Origin of the sequence: Micromonospora sp. AMSO12t (assembly GCF_008806585.1) — a bacterium.
In the GTDB taxonomy this organism is placed as follows: domain Bacteria; phylum Actinomycetota; class Actinomycetes; order Mycobacteriales; family Micromonosporaceae; genus Micromonospora; species Micromonospora reichwaldensis.
On record NZ_WAAS01000301.1, the window covers coordinates 1 to 7,223 of the forward strand.

The window sequence follows — 7,223 nt, forward strand, 5'->3', positions numbered from 1 at the left end:
CGGACCGTCCCCCGCCGCGCACCGCATCGTCGACACCGCCCCCGCCGAGCGCTGGGAGGACGCGTTCCTCTCCGGCAACGGCGAGGCCGGGATCATGGTGTACGGCCGGCCGCACGCCGAACGCATCATCGTCAACCACCACCGCTTCGTCCTGCCCAACGGCACCCGCGACGCCCGGCCGCCCGAGCTGGCCGCCCTGCTGCCCCGCGTCCGTGAGCTGATCCTCGCCGGCCGGCGCGCCGAGGCCAGCCGGCTGCTCGCCGGCGACGGGGTGCTGCGCTGGACGCAGTCGTTCCATCCCGGCTTCGCCCTCACCGTCGACGCCGTGGCGCCCGGCCCCGTCGACGACTACCGGCGCCGCACCGAGTTCACCACCGGGGAGGTCGTCGTCGAGTGGGCCGGCGGCCGGCGACGCTCGTTCGTCTCCCGGGCCGACGCGCTGGTGGTCACCCACGTCGACGCGGGCACCTGCGAGGTGGGCGTCACGGGGGACCTGCCGGGCCGGCCGGATCCGGTGCGCTACACCGTCGCCGCGTACCGCCGGGGGGAGCTGGTCTTCCTGCGGGTGCGGGGCCGCTACCCCGACGCGGGCGGCGCGTACGGCTTCGAAGGGCTCACCCTGCTGCGCGGCGACGTGGCGGTCCTCGGCGACGACCGGGTGGCGGTGCGCGGCCCGGCGCTGCTGACCACGGCGCTCGACCGCCCCGACACGCCGCCGTGGCGCACCGGCGAGCTGGAGGAGCGGCTGGCGGCCCACACCGGCGACGACTACGAGACCCTGCTGGCCCGGCACGTCGCGCTGCACGGCCACGCTTACGAGCGGGTGAGCCTGGACCTGCGGGTGCCGGACGCACAGCGGGAACTGCCCGTGGGCGAGTTGCTCGCGGCGCAGGACGCCGACGCGGGCACGCTGCGGCCGGCCCTGCTGGAGCGGCTGTTCCACGCCGGCCGGTACCTGCTGCTCAGCTCCAGCGGTGTCCTGCCGCCCCGGCTGACCGGGCTGTGGCTCGGCTCGTGGGACGCCGCCTGGGCGGGCGACTTCACCACCGACGCCAACCTGAACCTGCAACTGGCCGGCGCGAACGTCGGCGCCCTGCCGGAGGTGACCGCGGCCCACGCCAACCTGGTACGCGGCCAGGTCGACGACTGGCGGCGCAACGCGCGGGCGATCTACGGGGCCCGGGGACTGCTGGCGCCCAGCCGCACCGACGGCGAGCACGGCCACCTGTTCCACCTGCACGAGGACTGGCCCTTCGCCGCGTGGCTGCCCGGCGCGGACTGGCTGCTGCACCCGCTGCACGAGCAGCACCTGGTGACCGGTGCGCCCCTCGGGGAACTGGCCGGCTGGCTGGCGGAGGTGGCGGACTTCTTCGCGGACCTGCTCACCGTCACCGACGAGGCGGGCACGGTGGTCGTGGTGCCGTCGTACTCGGCGGAGACCGGCCCGCACGACGAGCGGGGGCGGGCGGTGCACGTGGCGGTGAACGCCACGATGGACATCGCCGCCGCCCGGCACGCCCTGCGTACCGCCGCCGAGGTGACCGGCTCGGACCGGTGGGCGGGGCTGCTGGGGCGGCTGCCCGCGTACCGGGTGGACGGGCGCGGGGCGCTGGCCGAGTGGGCGTGGCCCGGCTACCACGGCGACGACGACCACCGTCACGTCAGCCACCTCTACCCGGTGTGGCCGCTGGACGAGATCAACCCGGACGACACCCCCGAGCTGGCCCGGGCCGCGCACCGGGCGCTGACGCTACGCGGCGACGAGAACCTCTCCGCGCACGGCAGCCTGCACCGGGCGCTGGCCGCCGCCCGGCTGCACGACGGGGCGCTGACCGCCGCGAACCTGCTGAAGATCGTCGGCAACGACATGTTCTTCCGGTCCCTGATGAGCGCGCACAACCCGCACCTGGTGACGTACAACGCCGACGCCGCGCACGCCCTGCCGGCGGTGCTGATCGAGTCGCTGGTGCAGTCCCGCCCGGGGCTGCTGCGGCTGCTGCCGGCCGCACTGCCGGGCCTGGACGCGGGGGTGCTGCGCGGGGTGGTTTGCCGGGGCCGCGTCGGCGTCGAGGAGTTGGTCTGGTCGGCCGGCCGGGTCCGGGCCCGGCTGTGCTCCGCCGTGGCCCAGCGGGTGACCGTGCGCAGCCCGTACGGCGAGCGGGACGTGGACCTGGCCGCGGCGACGCCGGTCGAGGTGGCCTTCGACGCCCCCGGATGAGCGGCGCTCGGCGTCGAGATCCGGGGGCCGCCTCCGCACGCCCTGCGCCGACGGGCGGTCAGAGCGCGTCGGGCCGGTCGAGCGCCGGATGCCGCTCGCCGGGAGCGGCGTGCCAGACGGGGGCGTCCTCGCGCAGCGCCGTGTCGACGCGCAGCCGCGCCCACTCGTTGATCTCCGGCAGGTCGGCAGGGTCGAACCAGGCCACCTCGGTGGACTCGTCGTCGTTGACGCGCGGCTCGCCGCCCACCGCCCGGCACCGGAACCACACGTTCAGGTACTCGCAGACGTCGCCGTTGGGGTAGACGACGGGGTGGGTGGCGACGCCGGCGACCCCGTCGACGCGCACGTGCACGCCGGTCTCCTCGTACACCTCCCGCACTACCGCGTCGGCGGGTTGCTCACCGGGGTCGATGAGGCCGGCGGGCACCGACCAGCGGCCGTTGTCGGCGCGCCGGGCCAGCAGCACCCGTCCGGCGTCGTCGCGCACGACCGCGCTGATCCCGGGCAGCAGGAGCAGGTCGTGACCGACGTAGGCGCGCAGCCGGGCGACGTACGGGGAGATGGCCACGCCGGCCACGTTAGCCGGTGGCGTCGCGGTGCCGGCGCAGCATCCCGGCGGCCAGCGGCGCGGCGTCCAGGTCGCCGGCGGCGACCCGGGCGGCGACGGTACGGCGCACGAGCCGGTCGGCCAGCGTCGGCGCGTGCCGGGCGAGGGCCAGTTCGAGGCGCCCGCGCCGGGTGGTGGCCACGTCCCGGGGCGCCCGCCGGGCGGTGGCGGCGCGCAGGATCGCGGCGACGACCCCCGCCACCGGTTCCGGGCGGGACACCCCGTTCAGGGACAGGCCGGCGTCGGCGGTGCTGTCGTGGATCGGCGAGGCGACCATGCTCGGGTAGACGACGCTCACCCCGACGTGGGTGCCCACCTCGTGGCGCAGCGCGTCGGCGTAGGCGACCAGCGCCCGCTTGCTGACCCCGTACGCGGCGGCCAGCGGCAGCGGCAGCAGGGCCATCCGGCTGGCGACGAAGACCACCCGCCCACGGGCGGCCTCCAGGGCGGGCAGCGCGGCGGCGGTGGTGCGCCAGGCGGCGAGCAGGTTCACCTCCAGCTGCTGGCGCACCACCTCGTCGGGCGGCAGCTCGGCCGGGGCGGGTCCGCCGACGCCGGCGTTGTTGACCAGCAGGTCCAGCCCACCGAGGCGGTCCACGGCGGCGGCGACCGTGGGCGCCACGGCGGCCGGGTCGGTCAGGTCGCAGCCGAGCACCGGCACGCCCTCGCCCTCGCCCGGGTCGCGGTCGACGGCGACGGTGCCCGGCTGGCGGTCGATGCCGACGACCCGTGCCCCGGCGGCGGTGAACGCGGCGCACAGGTGCCGGCCGAAGGTGCCGCTGGCCCCGGTGACCAGCACCCGGCGACCCGCCAGCCCGCTCATGCCGCGGCTCCGCGGGCGCGGCGGGTGCCGGCGGCCAGTTCCCGCCTCAGCTCGGCCAGGTACGCGTCGAAGTCCACCCGCATGGCGGGCCGGCGCTGCCCCCACCGGGCGGTGGCGGCGCGCAGTTCGGCCCGGCAGGCGGCGCGCTGCCGGTGCGGCTCGGGCAGCGCGTAGCGGCCGGACAGCTGCGCCGCGACCAGCTTGGCCTGCGCCTCGACCAGCGGGAACGCCGCACCGGTGGACTGCATCAGCCCGACGAACGCCAGCCCGGGCGCGTCGAGGTGGAACACGTGCCGGTACAGCGGCAGGGTGTCCGCCCCGTCGCCGAGCAGCGCCGGGTCGAGGAAGGGAATCTCGACCCGGTAGCCGGTGCACCAGATGACCAGGTCGACCTCGTCGACGCGGCCGTCGGTGAAGGTGACCCGGTCGCCGTCGAAGCCGGCGATGCCGGGGCGGGGCTCGATCTCGCCGTGGGTCAGCCGGGACAGCAGCCCGTCCGACAGCGTCGGGTGGTCCTGGAGGAAGCCGTGCGCGGGGGCGGGCAGGCCGTAGCGGGTGGGCGCGCCGACGGTGGCGGCGAGCATCCGTTCGGTGATGCGCTGGCGCAGCCGCCACGGCAACCTGCGGGCCAGGGCACCGTTGAGGGTGTCCGACGGGCGGCCGAGCAGGTGTTTCGGCACCACCCAGACGCCCCGGCGCAGCGACAGCAGGGTGCGCCGGGCCGCGTACGAGGCGTCCACGGCGATGTCCATCGCGGAGTTGCCGCCGCCGACGACCAGCACCCGCCGGCCGGCGAGCTGGTCGGGGCCCCGGTAGGCGTGGCTGTGCAGCTGCTCGGCGGTGCAGTCGCCCGGGTGTGCGGGGGTGGGCGGTTTCGGCACCCGGTTGTGGCCGTTGGCGACGACGACGGCGTCGACGGTGACCTCGACACCGCCGTCGGGTCCGTCGGCGTGCACCGTCCACCGGCCGTCGCCGCCCCGCTCGACCCGGTCGACGGTGTGCCGCAGCCGCACCGCGTCGTGCAGCCCGAACCGGTCGGCGTAGTCGGTGAGCCAGCCGGCGACCCGGGCGTGATCGGGGTAGTCCGGCCAGTGCGCCGGCATGGGGTGGTCGACGAACTCGGTGCGGGCCTTGCTGGTGTTCAGGTGCAGGGTCCGGTAGGCGGGCGAGCCGGGTGTCCCGTACACCCAGAGGCCACCGACGCGGTCGGCCGACTCGAAGCAGACGGCGGGCACGCCGACGTCGGCGAGCGCCTTGAGGGTGGCCAGTCCGGCCGCGCCCGCGCCGATGACCGCCACCCGGGGCTGTGCACCCATCGCCGGCTCCTCCCCGTTAATCCAACGTGCGTTGGATAATGGCCCGGTGCGGGCCGGCACGTCAAGGCGTCGCCGGCCCGTACAGCCCGTCGAGGAAGCGGTGCACGAAGGCGCGGAACTCCCGCCGCTCGCGCGCCTGCGACCCCCCGCCGGCGGCCAGGGCCACCACGTGCCCGTGCACCGCCCACACCAGGCTGCGCACCGTCACGTGCGGCGCCGGCTCGACCAGCGCCCCGGCCGCCGCGGCGGCGGTGAGCAGGTCGGCGACGAGCCGGTACAGCGGCGCCGCGTAGCGCTCGTCGAGTTCGGCGTGCCGCTGCGGCTCCAGCCAGCGGCGCAGCCACAACGCGGTGGTCTCGGGCCGGTCCTCCAGGAAGTCCACGAACACGTCCACCAGGTCGTGTAGCGCGCGCCGGACCTCGCCCGGCCCGCTGTGCAGGGCCTGCCGGGCGCGCCCGGCCGCCGCCTCGAGCGCCTCCCGCTCGGCGGCGAAGACCCGCGCGAAGCAGGCGTCGTAGAGTTGCGCCTTCGTACCCGTGTGGTGCGAGACCGTGGCGACGTCGACGCCGGCGGCCGCCGCGACCTCCCGCAGCCCGACGGCGTCGAAGCCCCGCCGGGCGAACAGCGCGGTCGCGGCGGTGAGCACCACCTCCCGGGTCGGTCGGGTCTCCTCGCGGCGGGGCCGCCCGGGTCGACGGCGGGGCATGGTCATGGCCGCCATTCTGCCCCTACAATCCAGCATCCGTTGGATTGCGGGCGGCGTGCCCGCCGAGGAGGCCGCCATGACCGGGCTCGACCAGCAGCCGGCCGGTACGGACACCACCACCGCCCTGCCCCGGGGGCCGTTGCTCGGCTTCGCCGCCGGTTCCCTCGGCATGGGCGTCTGGGTGACGGTCCCCGGCCTGCTGCTGCTCTACTTCCTCACCGACGTGCTGGCCGTCGCCCCCTGGCTGGCCGGCCTGGCACTGCTGCTGCCGAAGATCGCCGACGTGCTGCTGCACCCCTGGATCGGGCACCGCTGCGACGTCGAACAGGCCCGCCGGGGCGACCGGCGCCGGCTGCTGCTGCTCGGCTGCGCCCTGCCGCTGGCCTTCGCCACGCTGTTCGCCGTGCCCGGCGGGCTCACCGGCGCGCCGGCCGCCGCCTGGGTGGCGCTCGCCTTCGTCGCCGGCAACCTGCTCTTCGCCGCCTACCAGGTCCCCTACCTGGCCACCCCCGCCGACCTGCGGATCGGCTACCACGAGCGCACCCGGCTGATGGCCTTCCGGATGGTGGTGCTGACCCTCGGCATCCTCGTCTCCGGGCTGCTGGCACCCCTGCTGACCGGCGGCGAGGACGCCACCCGGGCCGGCTACCAGCGGATGGGCGTGCTGCTGGCCGTCGGGATGCTGGCCGCCATGCTGGTCGGCGTGGCCGGCATCGCCCGGCTGCGCCGGGCCGCCGCCGCGACACCCGCACCGCACGGCGGCGGCTGGCGGGCGCTCGTCGTGGCGCTGCGCGACCGGCAGTTCCGTTGGCTGGTCGCCGCGTACCTGGCCATGTCCACCACCACCCACCTGGTCCTGGCCGCGGTGCCCTACTACGCCGAGTACGAGCTGGGCCGCCCCGCCCTGACCACCGTGCTGGTGGCCGCGTTCGTCGCCCCGGCGCTGCTGGTCACCCCGGCGTGGCTGGTGCTGGCCCGCCGCGTCGGCAAGCAGCGGGCGCTGCTGGGCGCCCAGGGCGCCTTCGCGGCCGGCTCGCTGGTCCTCGCCGTCGGCCGTCCCGCCGGGTTGCCCCTGCTGGTGGCCGCCGTCGCGGTGCTCGGAGTCGCCTTCGCCGGCATGCAACTGCTGCCGTTCTCGATGGTGCCCGACGTCATCCGCGCGGGCGGCGGCGCCGCCGGCACCTACACCGGGGTCTGGACGGCCACCGAGGCCACCGGCGCGGCGCTGGGCCCGTGGGCGTACTCGCTGTGCCTGGCCGCGGGCGGGTTCGTCGCCTCCACCGCCGGCGAGGGCGTCACGCAGCCCGACGGCGCGCTGACCGCGATCCGCTGGGGCTTCGGGCTGCTGCCCGCGGCGGCGATGCTCGTCGCGCTGCTGCTGCAACGCCGCTACACCCTGGACCGCACGGCCCGCCCGGCCGGCTGAGCGGCCGACCGCCGCCGCCCGTCACAGGTCCGCCGCCGTCGCGCACCCGTCTTCGTCACGGGTCGGGCAGGCCGGGATCGCGGCGACCCGGGGGCGGCGGGCGCACCGCTGGTGGCCACCGGACCCG

6 protein-coding genes are annotated in these 7,223 nt (G+C 76.7%); 2 read left to right on the forward strand and 4 right to left on the reverse strand.

What is annotated here, in order from left to right:
- A partial coding sequence (locus F6X68_RS28465; protein WP_370519001.1) for a glycoside hydrolase N-terminal domain-containing protein occupies positions 1-2,218 on the forward strand: 2,218 nt, incomplete at its 5' end.
- Between the two features lie 58 nt (positions 2,219-2,276).
- Here the strand turns inward: F6X68_RS28465 and F6X68_RS28470 are convergent.
- The 4 genes from F6X68_RS28470 to F6X68_RS28485 form a co-directional block, all read right to left on the reverse strand.
- Positions 2,277-2,786: an NUDIX domain-containing protein gene (locus F6X68_RS28470; RefSeq protein WP_151457142.1), complete on the reverse strand. Its 510-nt coding sequence runs from the start codon at positions 2,784-2,786 to the stop codon at positions 2,277-2,279.
- A 10-nt stretch (positions 2,787-2,796) separates the two neighbouring features.
- A complete protein-coding gene (locus F6X68_RS28475) occupies positions 2,797-3,648 on the reverse strand; it encodes an SDR family oxidoreductase (protein ID WP_151457143.1) in 852 nt (283 codons plus the stop codon).
- Entirely contained in the window at positions 3,645-4,964 is a 1,320-nt protein-coding gene (locus F6X68_RS28480) for an NAD(P)/FAD-dependent oxidoreductase (protein WP_151457144.1), read from the reverse strand. The genes F6X68_RS28475 and F6X68_RS28480 overlap by 4 nt, the downstream gene beginning before the upstream one ends.
- A gap of 61 nt (positions 4,965-5,025) precedes the next feature.
- Positions 5,026-5,676, reverse strand: a complete 651-nt coding sequence (locus F6X68_RS28485) for a TetR/AcrR family transcriptional regulator (RefSeq protein WP_225852478.1) — start codon at positions 5,674-5,676, stop codon at positions 5,026-5,028.
- Between the two features lie 70 nt (positions 5,677-5,746).
- Between F6X68_RS28485 and F6X68_RS28490 the strand changes: the two genes are divergently transcribed.
- On the forward strand, positions 5,747-7,096 hold the full coding sequence (locus tag F6X68_RS28490) for an MFS transporter (RefSeq protein WP_151457145.1): 1,350 nt from the start codon (positions 5,747-5,749) through the stop codon (positions 7,094-7,096).
- Positions 7,097-7,223: the final 127 nt, after the last annotated feature.